Annotated in this window: 15 protein-coding genes and 1 riboswitch; of the genes, 3 read left to right on the forward strand and 12 right to left on the reverse strand. The window is 37.2% G+C overall.

Going from position 1 to position 17,107, the window contains the following annotated elements; all coding sequences use genetic code 11:
• Nucleotides 1-16 precede the first annotated feature (16 nt).
• A riboswitch (PreQ1 riboswitch) is annotated at nucleotides 17-61 on the forward strand.
• Between the two features lie 77 nt (nucleotides 62-138).
• Nucleotides 139-1,113, forward strand: coding sequence for a nucleoside hydrolase (locus tag IGJ90_RS10505; RefSeq protein WP_002367139.1), 975 nt, complete (start codon nucleotides 139-141; stop codon nucleotides 1,111-1,113).
• A gap of 2 nt (nucleotides 1,114-1,115) precedes the next feature.
• Entirely contained in the window at nucleotides 1,116-1,661 is a 546-nt protein-coding gene (locus IGJ90_RS10510) for an ECF transporter S component (protein ID WP_438768083.1), read from the forward strand.
• A gap of 54 nt (nucleotides 1,662-1,715) precedes the next feature.
• On the opposite strand, the gene manA is transcribed toward IGJ90_RS10510, so the two are convergent.
• From manA to licT, 10 genes are all read right to left on the reverse strand, one after another.
• Nucleotides 1,716-2,687 carry a mannose-6-phosphate isomerase, class I gene (manA, locus tag IGJ90_RS10515; protein ID WP_002356580.1) on the reverse strand — a complete coding sequence of 324 codons (972 nt, stop codon included), beginning with the start codon at nucleotides 2,685-2,687 and terminating at the stop codon, nucleotides 1,716-1,718.
• A 41-nt stretch (nucleotides 2,688-2,728) separates the two neighbouring features.
• The gene (locus IGJ90_RS10520; RefSeq protein ID WP_002367141.1) at nucleotides 2,729-3,772 is read right to left on the reverse strand and encodes a serine hydrolase domain-containing protein; all 1,044 of its coding nucleotides are present in this window, start codon (nucleotides 3,770-3,772) and stop codon (nucleotides 2,729-2,731) included.
• Nucleotides 3,773-3,901: 129 nt separating this feature from the next.
• Nucleotides 3,902-4,771, reverse strand: a complete 870-nt coding sequence (locus tag IGJ90_RS10525; RefSeq protein ID WP_016614362.1) for a VOC family protein — start codon at nucleotides 4,769-4,771, stop codon at nucleotides 3,902-3,904.
• A gap of 161 nt (nucleotides 4,772-4,932) precedes the next feature.
• Nucleotides 4,933-6,801: an ABC transporter ATP-binding protein gene (locus tag IGJ90_RS10530; RefSeq protein WP_002362577.1), complete on the reverse strand. Its 1,869-nt coding sequence runs from the start codon at nucleotides 6,799-6,801 to the stop codon at nucleotides 4,933-4,935.
• Nucleotides 6,798-8,525, reverse strand: a complete 1,728-nt coding sequence (locus IGJ90_RS10535; RefSeq protein ID WP_002367144.1) for an ABC transporter ATP-binding protein — start codon at nucleotides 8,523-8,525, stop codon at nucleotides 6,798-6,800. Before IGJ90_RS10535 ends, IGJ90_RS10530 begins: the two co-directional genes overlap by 4 nt.
• 20 nt (nucleotides 8,526-8,545) lie before the next feature.
• Nucleotides 8,546-9,223, reverse strand: a complete 678-nt coding sequence (locus IGJ90_RS10540; protein WP_002367146.1) for a TetR/AcrR family transcriptional regulator — start codon at nucleotides 9,221-9,223, stop codon at nucleotides 8,546-8,548.
• 147 nt (nucleotides 9,224-9,370) lie between these two features.
• Complete coding sequence (locus tag IGJ90_RS10545) at nucleotides 9,371-9,940, reverse strand: guanylate kinase (RefSeq protein WP_002367148.1); 570 nt, start codon at nucleotides 9,938-9,940, stop codon at nucleotides 9,371-9,373.
• Between the two features lie 181 nt (nucleotides 9,941-10,121).
• Nucleotides 10,122-11,567: a glycoside hydrolase family 1 protein gene (locus IGJ90_RS10550; RefSeq protein ID WP_002367149.1), complete on the reverse strand. Its 1,446-nt coding sequence runs from the start codon at nucleotides 11,565-11,567 to the stop codon at nucleotides 10,122-10,124.
• 24 nt (nucleotides 11,568-11,591) lie between these two features.
• Entirely contained in the window at nucleotides 11,592-13,472 is a 1,881-nt protein-coding gene (locus tag IGJ90_RS10555; protein ID WP_002367151.1) for a beta-glucoside-specific PTS transporter subunit IIABC, read from the reverse strand.
• A gap of 162 nt (nucleotides 13,473-13,634) precedes the next feature.
• On the reverse strand, nucleotides 13,635-14,477 hold the full coding sequence (gene licT, locus IGJ90_RS10560; RefSeq protein WP_002359608.1) for a BglG family transcription antiterminator LicT: 843 nt from the start codon (nucleotides 14,475-14,477) through the stop codon (nucleotides 13,635-13,637).
• A 300-nt stretch (nucleotides 14,478-14,777) separates the two neighbouring features.
• Between licT and IGJ90_RS10565 the strand changes: the two genes are divergently transcribed.
• The gene (locus IGJ90_RS10565; protein WP_002367152.1) at nucleotides 14,778-15,404 is read left to right on the forward strand and encodes an FMN-dependent NADH-azoreductase; all 627 of its coding nucleotides are present in this window, start codon (nucleotides 14,778-14,780) and stop codon (nucleotides 15,402-15,404) included.
• 61 nt (nucleotides 15,405-15,465) lie between these two features.
• Here the strand turns inward: IGJ90_RS10565 and IGJ90_RS10570 are convergent, their stop codons facing one another.
• The gene (locus IGJ90_RS10570; RefSeq protein ID WP_002381494.1) at nucleotides 15,466-16,635 is read right to left on the reverse strand and encodes an AI-2E family transporter; all 1,170 of its coding nucleotides are present in this window, start codon (nucleotides 16,633-16,635) and stop codon (nucleotides 15,466-15,468) included.
• A 4-nt stretch (nucleotides 16,636-16,639) separates the two neighbouring features.
• Nucleotides 16,640-17,008 carry a PTS glucitol/sorbitol transporter subunit IIA gene (locus IGJ90_RS10575; protein WP_002367153.1) on the reverse strand — a complete coding sequence of 123 codons (369 nt, stop codon included), beginning with the start codon at nucleotides 17,006-17,008 and terminating at the stop codon, nucleotides 16,640-16,642.
• Nucleotides 17,009-17,107 lie beyond the last annotated feature (99 nt).

Here is a 17,107-nt window from a genome sequence, read left to right on the forward strand (position 1 = left end):
TTAAAATCGAGAATTTCTCGGACTGGTTCGGAAACTTCCCAGAATAAAAAACTAAGTATCTCTCAATACTAACTCAAGTCATAGCTTTTTTAACAAGAGTTATCATTTGCAGTTAACGAAAAAGGAGGATTGGAAAAAATGCAAAAAGTAATTATTGATTGTGATCCTGGAATTGATGACACGCTTGCTCTCTTGTATGCACTTGCTTCACCAGAGCTAGATGTCCAAGCGATTACAGTTGTTTGTGGAAATGTCCCTGTGGAAATTGGCGTGGGAAATGTTTTTAAATGTTTAGAAAAAGTTAATCGCTTAGATATTCCTGTCTACCAAGGGGCTGCTAGCCCTTTAAAACGGCCATTTGTTAGTGCACAAGATACACATGGCATGGATGGTTTAGGTGAAACTTATTTCCCCAGAACTAGCAAAATCCAAGCACAAGCGCTTTCCGCTGCTGACTATTTAGCACAAACCTTTCAACAAGCTACCGATTGCTCAATCATTGCCCTTGGTCCTTTAACAAATATTGCGTTGGCTTTAAAAAAAGAACCTCTTCTGGGGCGAAATCTTCAACGTTTTGTCTCAATGGGTGGTACCTTTAAAAGCCACGGCAATTGCTCTCCTGTTGCAGAATTTAATTATTGGTGTGATCCTGATGCAGCAGCTTGGGTTTTTGAGGAATTAGGTGCAAAAATCGAGATGGTCGGCTTAGATGTCACGCGAGAAATTGTTTTTACACCAACAATTCTCAATTATTGTCAACGACTCAACCCCAAAATGGGGAATTACCTCGCCGAGATTACTCAATTTTATTTTGATTTTCATTGGAAATATGAACGTATTTTAGGGTGTGTTATCAACGATCCCTTAGCGGTTGCTTATTTTATTGATCCTACGCTCTGCCAAGGCTTTTCCAGTTACGGACAAATTGTTCCTGACGGCATTGCTATGGGGCAATCAATGATCGATCAGTATCATTTCCAGCAGCAACCAGCTAATTGTCATGTCTTGACTACGGTTGATAGTCAACAGTTTTTCGTGAAGTTTCTATCCATTCTTTTAAATGTACAAATAGATGAGATCGAAAGAGATTTCAAAAATTTAAGGATGGGATAACCATGAAAAAAATAACACCACGAATCATTACAATTATCGCTTTTAGTGTTGCTTTAAATTACCTTGGCAGTACCATTGCGTTACTCCTTCGTTTACCAATTTATCTTGATAGCGCGGGAACTATTTTTACAGGTGCGTTATTAGGCCCACTCTTTAGCGCACTGACAGGTATTTTAACAAGTCTACTAACTGGATTGACAACGGATATCTTTTCTCTGTATTATTCACCTGTCCAACTCTGCACAGGAATTTTAGCAGGCTTGCTCCTTCATCAGCAGTTAAAAGTAACCAAATTACCATTTAAAACGTTGTGGTTAACGATACCAGGAACAGTGATTTCTTCCTTGATTACAGTTTGTTTATTTGGTGGAATTACTTCTGCTGGCTCCAGCATAATTGTCCAATTTTTATATGGTTTAGGCTTCAATCAGTTAGCAAGCGTCCTGTTGGTTCAATTGATAACAGATTACGGGGATCGTCTACTATCAGTCATCATCGTCACAGCTGTTATCGCTGCCTTACCTAAACGTTCCTTTATAACAAAATAAACTGTTTTAATGCCAAAAAAAGAGGAAATCATCTGTTGATGATCCCCTCTTTTTTTAGCGACTACCAGGTTCTGAAGCTATAATCGTTAGATCACCTTCAAAACGCCAGCTCGGAATATCTGTTGGAAAGATAAAGCTATCGCCTTTTTTCAAATCAAAAGTAGCCACATCTGCTTTTGCAGCATCTTCTGTAATCAATCGACCAACACCTTCAATAACTGTTGCTAATGTATAAGGTGCTTGTTTTTTAACTTTTAGAATCCCACTGACACGCCACTCATAGACATTAAAGAAATCTGTTTTTACATAAGTAACAATGCTTGATTGTCCTTGATTTTCTTGTTGAATAGAGAGGTCAGGATCCTTCGCCGGAACGGTTGTCACATCAATGGATTGTTGAATATGCAATTCCCGGGTCTTTCCTTGATCATCTGTTCGATCATAATCATAAACCCGATACGTAGTATCACTGCTTTGTTGCGTTTCTAAAATTAAAATACCCGAGCCGATGGCATGAATAGTGCCGCTTGGTACATAATAAAAATCGCCTTTTTTCACTGGTACTTTTCTTAAAAGATCGTCCCAACGACCTTCTTCAATCATTTCTGCAAGTTCTTCTTTTGTTTTCGCGTGATGTCCATAAATGATTTCAGCGCCAGGTTCTGCATCAATAATGTACCAACATTCAGTTTTGCCTAGCTCGCCTTCATGTTTTTGGCCATATGCATCATCGGGATGAACTTGCACGGATAAATCATCTTCAGCATCTAAAATTTTCGTTAATAATGGAAAGACAGCACCACCTGCATGGCCGAATAGCTCTTGATGGTCTGCCCACAATTCATCTAATTTTTTTCCTTTAAATTCGCCATTTAAAACAGTACTAACGCCATGTGGATGTGCACTGATGGCCCAATCTTCACCAATTTTATCGCTCGGTAAATCAAAACCAAATAGCGTGTGTAGACGATTGCCGCCCCAAATTTTTTCTTGAAAAACAGGTTGTAAAAATAATGGTTCTTGCATTGACTGTGACCTCCCAAATTGAATTCGCTCTCATTATATCACTAAAAACTAGTCATTTCATCTGAAACTGATGATTTCTCTTTTAAATAGGTTGCCAACAACTGATCTCTTTCTTCGATATAAGTGTTCCGGTGGTCCTCTGGATGGACTCGATTAGATAAAAAGATAAACGCTGATTGTTGTTGCACATCAATTAGCAAAAAAGTTCCCGTATAGCCTGTATGGAATAATAATGGCCGTTGCGTAGCTACATCATATTTAAAATCCCAGCCTAGAGAACGTGGTTTATCTGCAGCTGGCACTTGGTTAACTAGTAACAAATCAATCGTCTCTTTTTTCAAGAATTGGTGATTGTGATAACTGCCTCGATTTAAATACATTCGAACAAATTTTGTTAAATCATAGACATTGCTAAACAAGCCAGCATTCCCTGCATGTTCCCGTAAAACGAATGCCTTAGGATCATGGGTTGCACCTCGAATCAACCCTCTTTGTTCATGTAATTCTGTTGGCACACAGTTTAAAGGATTCTTTGGTAGAAACGTACTTTCGTTCATCCCTAAAGGAAGCAATACTCGCTCAGATAAAATTTCTATCATTGATTGCTGGAACATTTCTTCTAACATAAAGCCTAATAAAATAGTCCCTGCATCTGTATAGACGACTTTTTTACCTATTGCTTTGCCTGCGTGAAATGAATGATTGTAGGCGTCTTTTAATTCTTGGGCATTCAGCTGATCACGATTAGGAATATAGCCTTGTAAATCTGCCGTATGTGTCAACAAATGCCGGATTGTAATGTTAGAATCTTGAAAAGAGGGATAATAAGTTTGTAATGATTGATCTAGAATAATTTTTCCTTCTTCCACTAATTGCAAAATAACGGTGGTGGTGCCGACTACTTTGGTTAAAGAAGCCACATCAAACAGCATGGCCGAGGTTAATTGTTCTTTGGTGGGTTTTACTTGTGCGAGTCCCCAACAATTGCTCTCCTCTTTTTCACCTTCAATGAAACAAAAACTAGCCCCCGAAAAAACACCTTTTTTCATCATATTTTGAATTTTCCACTTTGTTTTTTCGTACATTTTTTCACCTACTATTTTTAATATTAAAGGAAAAGTCTAGAATAAGTCCCGAACAAAAGCAGCGTTAAACTTTTATTCCGACTTTATTCCAGACTTGCTAAAACAAGCTTATTTTGTCTGTCTAAGCGTTTATTTTAAGACAAACCACCATTCCAAGCCAATTGGATCAAACACAGTGACAATCGCTTTTTTCTGGTCAATAAAGAACTCTTGATTTTTTGACGTTAATTGTTGCTCCATTGCTAAAATATGGTCTTGATCAGAGAGCTTAATGGTAAAGAAATCTAAACCTAAGTGTGGATCAGGTAATTGATCCACTTCACTTGTTTCAGGTTTTTGGAATCCAATAGTTGCTTTGCCATCTTCTAAAACAAATTGATCTTTTTCATTGTGTTTTAAACCCAGAACTTCCTCATAGTATGCTTTTATTTCTTTTTGATTGTTTGTTTTTAATTGCACATGCGCTAAATATGACCCAGCGGCTAACCCTTGATGTGGCTCTAAGTCCTCACTGATAAGATCTTTAAGCACAATCGGTTGCTTTTCAGAAGTCGAATTTGCTGTTGCTTCATCGTGAAAAATCTCAAATTGATTGCCTTCAAGATCAGTAATGAACATGCTTTGACGTGTGCCAATTTGGAAACTTTCATCAATTGGATAGTCTTGTTCAAGCACTCGTTGAGCAATTTGTAAAAATTCTTTTTCCGTAGGAACTTTAATTGAAAAATAAGCCATTTGCTTTTCTTCATTATGAAAATCTTCGGCTTTTCTAGTTTCTTCTAAAATTAATAATTGCGTTCCTGCTTCACGTGTACCCCAGATAGACAGGTTATTTTCTTCTGACTTTAAAACAAAACCCATTACTTTTTTATAAAAGTCGACCATTTCGCCAACTTTTTTCGCACGAATGGCAATTGTTTTTAATGTCGCAGCTTTTTCTAATTGAAATTCAGTCATTTTTTCTGTTACCTCCATTTTCTTCTCTCCCATTTTATACATCTCTTGCTATTTCATCAAGTAATATCCTGTTTTTCTCAAAAGAAAATAGAAATTTTTCAATTTCGCTAACTTTTTGTTAAAAAAATAAGGCTTCAGGAACCAGTCTTTACGACTATGGCTCCTTCAGCCCCATCATGAATTACTATTTTTTTCTTCGCCTTTTAGGCTACTTCTTCTGAAAACTGACTGTTATATAAATCAGCATAAAAACCGTTTTTCGCCATTAATTCATCGTGGGTTCCTGTTTCTACAATTGAACCTTCTGCCATAACGATAATCGTATCGGCATCACGGATAGTCGACAAGCGATGAGCGACTACAAAGCTGGTCCGATTCTCCAATAAACGATTCATTGCTGCTTGAATCAGTATTTCTGTTCGAGTGTCCACACTTGAGGTGGCTTCATCCAAAATTAAAACGTCTGGATTTGCTAAGAATGCTCGAGCAATTGTAATTAATTGTCGTTGACCTTGAGAAATATTGCTGGCTTCTTCATTTAGAATCGTTTGATAGCCTTCTGGTAATTTTCTGACAAAATCATCCACATGGGCTGCTTTCGCCGCACGGATCACTTCTTCTTCGCTCGCTTGGTCATTACCATAATGAATATTGTCATAGATACTTCCAGTGAACAACCAAGTATCTTGAAGAACCATTGAAAAGTGTGCTCGCAACTCTTCGCGAGATAAATCGCGCGTATCAACGCCATCATATTTGATGCTACCGCTACTAATATCATAGAAGCGTTCCAATAAGTTAATTAGGGTTGTTTTCCCAGCACCTGTTGGGCCCACGATTGCGACCATTTCCCCAGGTTTAACATTTAAATTGAAATCTTTCATTAATAATTTCTCTGGTGAATAGCCAAAAGCAACATGTTCAAAAGAAACACGATAAGGACTATCTGTTTCCACTGGTATGCCAGAAGGTTCATCCACCATTTCTTCTTCATCTAATACTTCAAAGACACGTTCTGCCGAAGCCACCGTAGCTTGGATTGTATTCATTAAATTAGCGATTTGAGTAATCGGTTGTGAAAATTGATTGGTATATTGAAGAAATGCTTGGACATCCCCTAAATCCATCATACCATTCGCTACTTTTACGCCACCAAGGACTGCAACAAACACATAGCCTAGATTTTTGATAAAGTTCATTAAAGGCATAATGATCGCTGAAATAAATTGTGCTTTGCGACCAGCATGGTATAATTTTTCATTTTCTTTTTCAAATACTTCTTGATCACTTTCTTCGTGGTTGAAACTTTTTACTACTACGTGACCACCGTAGGTTTCTTCGACTTGGTTATTCAATAATCCTAAGCTTTTTTGTTGAGCCGCAAAATGTTTTTGCGAGCGAGGCGCCACAACCATCACAACAATTAAACTTAATGGCACTGTTGCTAAGGCAATTAGTGTTAACTGCCAGCTAATGGTCAGCATCATCCAAAGTACACCCACAAATGTCACGATACTGGTAATTAATTGGGTTAAGTTTTGTTGTAAAGTACTCGCAATATTATCCATGTCGTTAATTGCCCGCGACATGATGTCCCCATTACTATGAGTATCATAATAGGAAATTGGAACTTTGTTCATTTTCGCTTCTAATTCTTGACGTAATTCATAAACTGTTCGCTGTGAAACACGTGTCATAATTACTTGCTGCAAGAAATTAAAGACAGCAGAAATAAGGTACATGGCAATAACAATTAATAAAATTTGACCGATTTTGTCAAAATCAATTGGAAAAGAAGTTATTTTTAAGCCTTGTTTCATTTCAGCAGCGCCTTTCATGACGCCTTTAAAAATTTCAGTTGTTGCCTGTCCTAATACTTTTGGTGTTTGGATTTGGAAAACGACGGCTGCGATTGCTAACACTAAGACAGCAATAATTGACAGCATTCGTTTAGACATGTATCGAAATAAACGTTTCACTGTTTTCCAGAAATTTTTTGGTTTTGGCCCTTTTGCGCCAATGTTGCGTCCTGGTCCACCGCCCATTGGTCCGCCTTTTGGTCGACTACTCATGCAAGGTCCTCCTCTCTCAATTGAGAATGTACAATTTCTTGATACGTTTGGTTATTCGCTAATAACTCTTCATGCGTTCCTTTACCAACTAATTTCCCTTCGTCTAATACTAAAATTGTCGATGCTTCCATAACCGTACTTACACGTTGGGCCACTAAAACGACAATTGCATCCGTCATCTGCTCTTTTAAGGCTTTTCTTAAATTAGCATCTGTTTTGAAATCCAATGCAGAAAAGGAATCATCAAAAACATAGACATCTGCTGGTTTTACTAAAGCACGAGCAATAGCCAACCGCTGGCGTTGTCCGCCAGAAAAATTACCGCCGCCTTGTTCGACATGACTATCCAAACCTTCTGCCAATTCTGAAACAAACGCCTTTGCCTGCGCAATTTCTAAGGCTTGCCAAATTTCTTCATCGGTCGCATTTGGGGCGCCGTATTGCATATTTTCACGAATCGTTCCTGTAAATAAAACAGCCTTTTGCGGTACAAAGCCAATCATTTCTCGTAAATTATGCTGTGACGTATCTTTAATGTTTTTACCATTTAGCAAAATTTTGCCAGATTCAACATCATAAAAACGTGGTAAAAGATTAACCAGCGTTGTTTTCCCAGAACCTGTCCCACCAATAATTGCGACCGTCTCCCCAGATTTTGCTGAAAAATCTATATCTTCCAGTGCTAAGTTTTCAGCATGCTGGTAACGATAATTAACATGTTCAAACGCCAATGTTGCTTCGTCGCCTTTTAGAGAGAGCAGTTCTGGATTGGGTACATCTTTGATTTCTGAATCAGTATTTAGCACCTCATTAATCCGATCAGCAGAAGCTTGCGCCCGCGGTACCATGACAAAAATCATAGATAACATCATGAAACTCATCAGAATTTGCATGGCATAAGTCATAAAGGCAATTAAGTTCCCTACTTCTAGTTGCATTTCCGCAATATAATGACCGCCAAACCAAGTGATTGCAATATTGGTACCACTCATAATGAGTGTCATTAAAGGAATCATCAAAGCGACAATCGTATTCACTTTAATCGCCGTTTGTGTATAATCCTTATTGGCTTCATCAAAACGTTGTTCTTCATAGTTTGCTTTGCCAAAGGCCCTAATCACACGAACCCCTGTCAGTCCTTCACGAAAAACTAAATTTAAACGGTCTGTTTTCTTTTGCATGCTTTTAAATAACGGAACCGCTAAAAACATGATACCGCCCACTAAAACAGCCATAATTGGTAAAACATATAGAAAAATTTTCGTTAATTGTGGGTCCTTGTTATACGCCATAAAACTTGCACCAATTAACGTTAAAGGTGCATTAATCATTAAACGTAAAAACATTTGCATAACCATTTGAATCTGATTGACATCATTGGTTGTTCGTGTAATTAGCGAAGCTGTCCCAAATTTGTCAAATTCATTATTAGAAAAATTTTCAACTTTTCGATAAATATCAGTCCGTAATTTTTTACCTAAACTTTGTGATTCTTTGGTGGCAAAAAAGGTATTTCCAATAGAAGCGACAATGCTAATCAAAGAAAAGCCTAACATGACAACTCCTGTACTCCAAATATAGTTAATATCTCCTTTAGCGACACCGTCATTAATGATATTAGATGTTAATGTGGGCAGATATAAATCTGCGATAATTTGCACGATCATAAATAAAACCGCTGCAAAGACCGACCATAACGACATCCGTTTGACTAGTTTAATCAACTAACTTCTCCTCCTTTTTGCTACTTATAAGCGCCATTTTTCAACCAATTTAATTTCATTTTTAATTGTTTGACTGCTTCAGTTGAATCATAGGCAGTATTTTCTCTTTGTTGACGATACCCATCAACAATTGTTGAGAAAACGGCATGCATCGCCGTCTGCATGAACCATGTGAATTCTTTTGGCGTTTCAATGGTTAATTTCGAACGATCAATTATTTGATAAAGATGTTCTGCATAGGCAGCATGGCCTTTTCTTCCTCTATGCTTATGACAGTGCTGTTTCCTATTTTTTTCCTCTTCTCCAGTCGCTAAATTATCCGTCACCCGACGTGAAGCACGATAATCCATGTTGACAAATAAATTCCGATAGAAAGAAGCATTCTCTCCAGTTAGCACTTCGACAATCATTTTGGAGAAATAGACATCCATGGCTTCGATTAAATCACCATTTTCTGCAATAATTTGTTTCTCTAAATCTCGTTCACTATTTTTTCTTAATGTCGCAAAGTAATAAAAATACAAATCTTCTTTGTTCTCAAAATATTGATAAAAGCTACCGCGAGGAATTTCCGCTAATTTAACAATATTTGCAATTGACGCTTCTTGTAAAGAATGGCGTGAAAATTCAATTTGCGCAGCATCTAATAAGCGTTGTTGCTTTTCTTCTGGCAAATGAAAAAACGTATTCGTAGGCATATTTGTGTTCCTCCCTTTTATGACACATTGTCATATGACACCATGTCATTATAGCACTCTCTATTCAGAATGCAAGTTTTTTACAAAAAAAATCAAGCACCTAGCAAGACAAAATTGATGTTAGATTCTGTCTCACCAGTTGCTTGATTAATAATAGTGTTTGATGCATTCTTGTAACAAGCCAGCGACCTCTTTTATAGGTCCATTGGCATCTATTCGTTGATAATTAGGATATTGTTCCAATTGGTTTTTGATAAGAATTTCTTGATCATAAAGGTTTAAACGTTCTTCAATAATTTTAGGATCAGATTCTCGTTGCTTTAAACGTTGATAAATATTTTCTTTTGAAACGTCAAAAAAAACTGGAATGACGGACTCGCCAAAACGCTCAAAGACCGCTTGAAAGCCTGGAAAAGTTAACGCATTATAGGCTGGATGCTCTTTCGTTGTTTCAACGATGGCAGCTACACCGACACCGTAATAGTTTCCATGGTAAAAATCATACTCCACTAACTGATTGGTTTCAATCAAGGTTTGAAAACTTGCTTTTGTTTCAAAATAGTAATCCACACCATCCACTTCATCCAACCGTTTTTTCCTCGTAGTATGCGAGATAACTTTATAGTTTTTCGGAAAAACCTTACTTGTAATTGCGGTCTTGCCAGAACCACTAGGACCCATAATAACAAAAAATGGATGTTGTAATTGCTTAATCATTAGAAACGCTCCTCTCAGTTGTTTCTATTATAACGTATTGTGCACTATTTTGAAAAATTGACAAAAAAGAGCTTGGGCCAAAAATCACTTTAGATTTTTGGCCCAAGCTTAAAAATTAATAGACGGTGGGAACAGAAGCAACAACCTGCTACGCTTATCTTGTTTTGTTTAATTACAATAACTAGTCTAAGTTTTGTCCATTAGTTTCGATAACTTGTTTGTACCAATTAAACGATTTTTTTTCATAACGGTTTTTAGTACCATTTCCTTCATCGTCTAAATCAACGTAAATAAACCCATACCGTTTACTCATTTCACCTGTGGAAGCACTGACTAAATCAATACAGCCCCACGGCGTATAGCCCATTAAATCGACGCCATCTGCAACTGCTTCTGCCATTGCTTCAATATGACGACGTAAATAATCAATCCGATAGTCGTCTGCCACATAGAAATTTTCGTCTACTTTATCAATTGCACCTAAGCCGTTTTCCACAATAAATAAAGGTTTTTGATAACGATTATATAATTCATTTAGGGCAATTCGTAAGCCTTCGGGATCAATTTGCCAACCCCATTCACTTGCTTCTAAGAAGGGATTTTTAACGCCGCCTAAAAGATTCCCATTTGCTGTATCGTTGGTAGTACCAGTAACATCGACAGCAGTCGACATATAATAACTAAAGCCAATGTAATCCACTGGGTATTCTTTTAATAATTCTAAATCGCCTTCTTCAATGACTAAGTCTTTCACATCATATTTTTGATATATGCGTTCTGCGTATGCTGGATATTCACCACGAACTTGAACATCTGTACAATAATAATTAAACTCTTGGTTTTCAATCATTGTAGCAACTTGATTGACTGGATTCGAATCAATGCCATACGTTGTTGCATAAATAATCATACATCCAATTTTTAATTCTGGATTTAATTCATGGCCAATTTTTACAGCTTTACTACTTGCAACAAATTGATTATGCCATGCTTGGAAAATGTTTTGATAATCATTGGCTCCATTGCTTTTTACCAATCCTTGACTAAGTGCTGGGAAATGAAAAGCTGAATTAATTTCATTGAATGTCATCCAATAGTTAACTTTTTGGTGGTAACGTGTTAAAACAGTTTCCGCAAAACGTTCATAAAAGTCAACTAATTGACGATTTTTCCACCCGCCGTATTCTTTCGCTAAATGCAGTGGCATTTCATAATGAGAAATCGTAATTACTGGTTCAATGTTATAGCTTAAACATTCATCGATAACCGCATCATAAAATTTCAAGCCGGCTTCATTCGGTTGTGTTTCATCTCCTTGTGGAAAAATACGCGACCACGCAATTGAAAACCGATAACATTTGAAGCCCATTTTAGCAAACAACGCAATGTCCTCTTTAAAGCGATCATAGTGATCAATTCCTGTATGATTAGGGTAGCGATATTTCGTTTCGTCAATCGTCCAATCAAACGCTTCATCTCCTAAAATAGCGAAACGTTGTTTTCCTCCCGGCATCGCATCTGCCACAGATAAACCTTTACCGTCGGCTAAGTAAGCCCCTTCTAATTGATTGGCTGCGGTCGCACCGCCCCATAAAAATCCTTTTGGAAATTTTGTCGTTGTTGTCATACTTGTTCCTCCTCCAATTGTCTTTTATTTAATAATGGCTAAAAAGTCTTCACCATGTAACACGTCTGTTTGGTTCATATCCAAAACATCTAAATAATCATTCGTATTCGTTACCACAATCGGTGTAACTACTGGATAACCAGCTTCTTTAATGGCAGCAATATCAAAAGTAACCAGCAAATCTCCTTTTTTAACAGAATCACCTTGTTTCACTGATAATTCAAAGCCTTTACCATCTAATTCGACTGTATCCATGCCAATATGCATTAATAATTCAACGCCCTCTGTTGTCGTCAAGCCAACAGCATGTCCTGTCGGAAATAATGTGGTGATTTCACCATCTGCGGGTGCATATAGTTTGCCTTCAGTCGGCTCAATTGCAACACCTTTTCCTAAAGCACCTGACGCAAAAACAGGGTCTTGTACTTTTTCTAGCGGTAAAATTTCACCTTGAAGTGGACTTACTAAAATAATTTTGTCTTCTTGATTCGTTTTTACAGGTGCCACCATCTTATCAGTTGCTGTTTTTTCAGTTGCTGTTTCTGGATTAGGTTGATCTTCAAAACGTAAGACAAACGTTAAGACAAACGCAATGATAAAGGCAATTCCGGCACCAATTGCACCAGTAATCATCGGTGCAGTATCTTTTGTCTCTGCAGGAATAAAGCCAGGCAAGCTCAACATACTAACCAAGCCAAACGTAAAGTTTTTCACGTGATTCATAGCCACAAATGCTCCACCGATACCGCCACCAATACAAGCTGCAATAAATGGTTTTTTCAATGGTAAAGTCACGCCATATACAGTTGGTTCAGTAATTCCAAAAATAGTCGTAATACTTGAAGACAAAGCCAAACCTTTTAGTTTCACATTTTTTGTTAGGAAAAAGACAGCTAAAGCAGCCCCGCCTTGTGCAATAACGGCTGGTAATAACATTGGTACCATCGTATCGCCACCTTGTGTTAAGTTTAACATCATAATTGGTACAAAGCCCCAATGCATACCAAACATTACCAAGACTTGCCACAACGAACCCATTAATAACCCTGCGATAATTGGACTAAAAGCGTAAATTGCGTTGTATCCTTGTCCCAACCAATCGCCAATGACCGTCCCGATAGGACCAATAGCTAAGAAGGTAACAGGTGCCATAATAAGGAAAACAGCTAACGGAACGCAGATAATTTGTAGAAAACTCGGAATTACTTTTTTGAAGAAACGTTCTACATAACTTTGTGCAAAAACAGCCAAAATAATTGGTAAAACCGAAGAAGTATAGCCACTTGGCCCAATAATCACTGGAAGACCAGCAAAGCTAATTGTTTTGCCTGCTAAAGCAGTAATGCTGGGATGAACCAAGGCCATCGCCAAAGCAACCGCTAAAAAGGGATTAGTATTGAATTTTTTAGCAGCCGTAAACGCTAACATAATTGGTAAGAAAGTAAATAAGCCATCTGCAATCGAAAAGAGAACAAGATATACGCCTGAAGTGTCAGCTAACCAGCCCATAGTTACAGCTAATGTTAAGAAGCCTTTTAGAACCCCAGCGCCGGCCATTGCACCTAAAAACGGTGTAAAAATAGAAGAAATAATATCAATTAAACGGTTAAAAATATTTCCGCCACTTTCTTTTTCTCTATTATCAGAATCATTACCTAGTCCACTGTTGGCCATCAAATCCTTATAGACATCACTAACGTGACTGCCAATAACCACTTGATATTGTCCTGCACTTTGAACTACCTGAATAACATCTGGGTCAGCATTCAATGCAGCTGTATCTGCTTTATTCTCATCTTTTAATTTAAAACGTAAGCGCGTAGCACAGTGAACAACACTATTAACGTTGCCTTCGCCCCCAACAGCTTTTAACACACGTGCTGCAATTTCTTGATTTTTACTCATCTCTAGATCCTCATTTCCATTAATTTTTAATATCAAAAAAACCTACATTGAAAAAGAGCCAGATCCTTCTCTTCACAGCTGCGCAGTCTGCGAAAATCGTTATCGGTTTTTTCAATCTAGGTTTTGCCTGCATTATCAGTAACAATCCGCGATTATTGGTTGTTATGCTTTTTTATCATTGACCACTCTTTGGATATGAATGGTTAAATAAATCATTTCCGCTTGATCAATTGGTCGATCATAGCTTTTTAATAAATACTCATTAATACGTTGGACCGCTTGAAACGCCTTAGGATACTTTCCTTGGACCAATGCAAAAAGAAATTCGTCCTCCTCATCATGCGCTTCTTGTTTTAAATAACGTTGCGCAAAATATTGAAGATGTGTAACAATTCGTTGATAGTTCAATGAATCTTCATCAAACACCTGTCCAAAGTAGCGACTAATAATCGTTAAAATATCACGAACCATCTTGGTTGCTTCCATGGTAACTTCCATATTGCCATTTCCTTGTTCAGCATTCACAATATGAAAAGCAATGAAGCCCGCTTCATTTTCTGAAAATTGAACCCCTAGCTTTTCAGCAATAATTGCTAATGCTTGCTTTGCGATTTCAAATTCTTTAGGATAAAATTTGCGTGTTTCGAATACAAGAGGATTCGGAATATCAATTCCTTCTTTGGCTCGAAGTAACGCATAGTGAATATGATCCGTTAAAGTTAAATAAATATTTGATGAAAGCTCAATCGCTAGCGTTGTTTCTGCTAAATCAACGATTTGTTTGACGACTTCTACTTCTTTGGTGGGGACGTCTTCAAACAGCTGCTGGAATTGCCCTGCCATAGCGGAGTCCTTTAACACGAATTCCTTTTCAACATAATCTGGATTGATCGTGTCTCCAATCTTCTTTTGAAAGGCTAAGCCGCGTCCCATATAAACAATTTCTTCGCCTTGCTCATTTCTTGAAAGCACGACATTATTATTTAAAACTTTTTCAATCCTCATGATGAATGCAACCTCACTTTTTTATAAAAAAAGCCCAGAATCCCTCCACTGATTGTGTTAATGGAAGACTCTGGTTTTGCCTGCAAAGCAGTAACAATCCTTATTTACAAAGTAATAATAGCACGCTTTTTTTTAATATGCAAGCCTTTCCAAAAAATATTTTTATTTATTTTTTACTCTTTTGATCCATTTTAAAAAAAAGTTTACTAAAAGTAAAAAAAAGACTTGCTTTCTCTTACTTTTTATTAGTAAAATAGAGATGTTGAATTTTTAAACTATTTATTTTAAGGAGATTACACAATGTCAAAATTATTAGTTGTTAAAGCACATCCATTAACAAAAGAAGAATCACGCTCAGTTCGTGCGTTAGAAACATTTTTAGCTTCATACCGTGAAACAAATCCATCAGACGAAATCGAAATTTTAGATGTTTATGCACCAGAAACAAACATGCCGGAAATCGATGAAGAATTATTATCTGCTTGGGGTGCACTTCGCGCTGGTGCAGCATTTGAAACATTAAGCGAAAACCAACAACAAAAAGTGGCTCGTTTTAATGAATTAACTGATCAATTTTTATCTGCAGACAAAGTAGTAATTGCTAATCCAATGTGGAACTTAAACGTACCGACACGCTTAAAAGCTTGGGTAGATACAATCAACGTTGCTGGAAAAACATTCCAATATACTGCAGAAGGACCAAAACCTCTAACAAGTGGTAAAAAAGCCTTACACATCCAATCAAATGGCGGCTTCTACGAAGGAAAAGATTTTGCTTCTCAATACATTAAAGCGATTCTAAACTTTATTGGTGTTGATCAAGTCGACGGATTATTCATCGAAGGAATCGATCATTTCCCTGATCGTGCGGAAGAACTTTTAAATACTGCTATGACCAAAGCAACTGAATACGGTAAAACATTCTAAATTTTCCGAGTGATTTACAGCAAAAAGAGACAAGCAGTTCGTTCACTGCTTGTCTCTTTTGTTACGTAGATTCTTGTTGATCTGGCTTATCTTCATCATACAAACCAGAAACAATTTGGTACCACTCAAAAATGTGTGTAATTATCACCTTAGCTGCGGCATAAACAGGAATTCCTAAAATTACCCCGACAATCCCAAATAGTTTACCAGACGTTAATAAAACAACCAAAATGGTGACTGGATGAATGGATAACTGACTGCCTAGGACAAGTGGTGAAATAAACCGACCTTCGACCGTTTGCTCAATGGCAAAAACAATCAAGACTTTAATTAACAAAGCTGGCCCGCTGACAATTCCTAAAAAGACTGCTGGAATCATGGCTAAAAATGACCCTAAATAAGGGATTAAATTTAAAAAGCCTGCTGCAATACCTAAAGTGACTGCATAATCTAAGCCAATGACAGAAAAACCAATCATAAACATAATTGCCACTGCGAAAGCGACAGTTAACTGTCCTCTAATATAAGAAGAGACTTGATCATTGACTTCTGCAAGAACTTTTAAGGTTGGTTTCCGCATCTTCACTGGTAAAAATTTCATTAAATATGGCGCTAAGTTTTTGCCATCTTTCAGTAAATAAAATAGAATAAACGGCATCGTAATGATGGCGACAAAGATCGTAGCCACCGCCCCAAAGAAATTACCAATTCCTTGTACTGTGAACGTTGAGACGTTTTTAATGATGGTACCTAACGAACTGACAACTTTATCGCCTGCCGCTTCAAGTTGTTCTCTAAATTGCGCGAAAAGTGGATCACTTAATATTTCCTGCGATTTTTGATCAATTGTATCAATATATTGAGGAAAATGATTTACAAAGCTGACAGATTGCTCACGAATTTTAGGAACGATTACAATACCACCCCAAATGAGTAGTGCCACAATTAAAATAAATAGGCCAATAATACTCCATACACGTGAGATTTGTTTTTTCTCTAAATAATCGACAATCGGATTTAATAAATAATATAAAATCCCCGCCATAATTACTGGTAAGCCGACAACGCCAAAAAACTGCCAGACGGGCTTAAATAAATAAGAAACTTTCGTAAAAGTTAGAATAATTAACAGCACCAATAAGACAATCAGTAAGGCTGTTACTACTTGATTATTTAAAAACCAACGCCAAAACCAAGACAGGCGTTTATCAGTCGTTTGTTTTTTATCCATTGATTCACGCTCCATTTACTAAGTAATCAATTGTTGTTCCAATCGTTATCTTTGGTAACTGATGGGGCGTTAAATAAACACCATTTCGGATAACATCATCCTCATCGGTTGGTGCATCAGCAAAGATTAAAGTGCTGTGAGCGATACTTTGCAAGTTACTATTGGCAAAAGAACCCACTTTTGTGATTGTATAATTTGTATCGCCAATTTTCAGATGATCTCCTTCTGCCAAGGTAACTTGGTCTTTTTCTGGGAATGATTGAATAACTGCATGTTGCTTCAAGGTATCGGTCGCAGTTTCTCCAAAAAGAATAATCATTTTTTCTGAATCATCGATTGCATGTTCGCCTATTTCTGTTACGGTTGCTTGCATCTTCCATCCCACTCCTTCATTATCTTACTTCTATTATTATAGCATAGAATAAAATAGATATTCAGGAAAAAGAAAAGGCGATGAACAATTGTCAATTGA

Origin of the sequence: Enterococcus sp. AZ129 (assembly GCF_051714505.1) — a bacterium.
Lineage (GTDB): Bacteria > Bacillota > Bacilli > Lactobacillales > Enterococcaceae > Enterococcus > Enterococcus faecalis.

Bases quoted from the DNA above. Each gene is read 5' to 3' on its own strand.
- IGJ90_RS10505 (WP_002367139.1), top strand. From the start codon at position 139: ATGCAAAAAGTAATTATTGATTGTGATCCTGGAATTGATGACACGCTT.
- IGJ90_RS10510 (WP_438768083.1), top strand. From the start codon at position 1,116: ATGAAAAAAATAACACCACGAATCATTACAATTATCGCTTTTAGTGTT.
- manA (WP_002356580.1), bottom strand. From the start codon at position 2,687: ATGCAAGAACCATTATTTTTACAACCTGTTTTTCAAGAAAAAATTTGG.
- IGJ90_RS10520 (WP_002367141.1), bottom strand. From the start codon at position 3,772: ATGTACGAAAAAACAAAGTGGAAAATTCAAAATATGATGAAAAAAGGT.
- IGJ90_RS10525 (WP_016614362.1), bottom strand. From the start codon at position 4,771: ATGTATAAAATGGGAGAGAAGAAAATGGAGGTAACAGAAAAAATGACT.
- IGJ90_RS10530 (WP_002362577.1), bottom strand. From the start codon at position 6,801: ATGAGTAGTCGACCAAAAGGCGGACCAATGGGCGGTGGACCAGGACGC.
- IGJ90_RS10540 (WP_002367146.1), bottom strand. From the start codon at position 9,223: ATGCCTACGAATACGTTTTTTCATTTGCCAGAAGAAAAGCAACAACGC.
- IGJ90_RS10545 (WP_002367148.1), bottom strand. From the start codon at position 9,940: ATGATTAAGCAATTACAACATCCATTTTTTGTTATTATGGGTCCTAGT.
- IGJ90_RS10550 (WP_002367149.1), bottom strand. From the start codon at position 11,567: ATGACAACAACGACAAAATTTCCAAAAGGATTTTTATGGGGCGGTGCG.
- IGJ90_RS10555 (WP_002367151.1), bottom strand. From the start codon at position 13,472: ATGAGTAAAAATCAAGAAATTGCAGCACGTGTGTTAAAAGCTGTTGGG.
- licT (WP_002359608.1), bottom strand. From the start codon at position 14,477: ATGAGGATTGAAAAAGTTTTAAATAATAATGTCGTGCTTTCAAGAAAT.
- IGJ90_RS10565 (WP_002367152.1), top strand. From the start codon at position 14,778: ATGTCAAAATTATTAGTTGTTAAAGCACATCCATTAACAAAAGAAGAA.
- IGJ90_RS10570 (WP_002381494.1), bottom strand. From the start codon at position 16,635: ATGGATAAAAAACAAACGACTGATAAACGCCTGTCTTGGTTTTGGCGT.
- IGJ90_RS10575 (WP_002367153.1), bottom strand. From the start codon at position 17,008: ATGCAAGCAACCGTAACAGAAATAGGCGAACATGCAATCGATGATTCA.